General features: G+C 48.1%; 1 protein-coding gene. It reads left to right on the top strand.

All coding sequences use genetic code 11. The features are described from left to right. Positions 1–51: 51 nt before the first annotated feature. Positions 52–762: diaminopimelate epimerase (dapF, locus tag A3738_RS08115; protein ID WP_068763516.1), on the top strand; the 711-nt coding region annotated here is incomplete at its 3' end.

The raw sequence follows: 762 nt of genomic DNA, 5'->3' as shown, positions 1-762 counted from the left end.
GACCTTTGAAGAGCAAATTCGTCTTGAGCATGTGTTTGAAGAGTAAGTCGCATGATTGTTGAATTCACTAAAATGCACGGCTTAGGCAACGACTTTGTTATTGTCGACATGATTAGCCAGCATGCGCATTTTCGAACAGAGCAGATCAAAAAGCTCGCNGATCGGCGCATGGGCATTGGCTTCGACCAAATGTTACTGGTTGAGCCACCAAGCAAGCCTGACATGGATTTTAAATATCGCATCTTCAATGCAGACGGTTCAGAAGTAGAACAGTGTGGCAATGGTGCGCGCTGTTTTGCTGTATTTGTTCGTGAGCAAGGCTTGACCGATAAGTCGGTGATCAAGGTTGAAACCTGTAATGCCGATATTGAGCTAACCATTCAAGAAGATGGTCGTGTTCGTGTCGATATGGGTGAGCCAGTATTGGAGCCCGCGCAAATTCCGTTTGAAGCAGATCAGCAAGCCAGCACTTATTCGCTGGCTGTCGAAGAAGCCTATTATGAGTTATCGGCCGTATCAATGGGTAATCCGCATGGCGTGATGCTTGTTGATGATGTTGCGACAGCAAATGTTGAAGAGCTGGGGCCTCAGTTAGAAAAACATACGCGCTTTCCAAGCAAAGCCAATATTGGGTTTATGGAAGTGGTCCATGCTCGCTTTATAAAGCTGCGTGTTTTTGAACGCGGTGCTGGTGAAACGCTCGCGTGTGGCACTGGCGCGTGTGCGGCAGTGGTGGCCGGGATTGAGCGTGGTCTTCTTGAA

The sequence above is a fragment of the Oleiphilus sp. HI0066 genome, from assembly GCF_001635725.1.
This window is presented reverse-complemented; position numbering and strand designations above follow the sequence as displayed.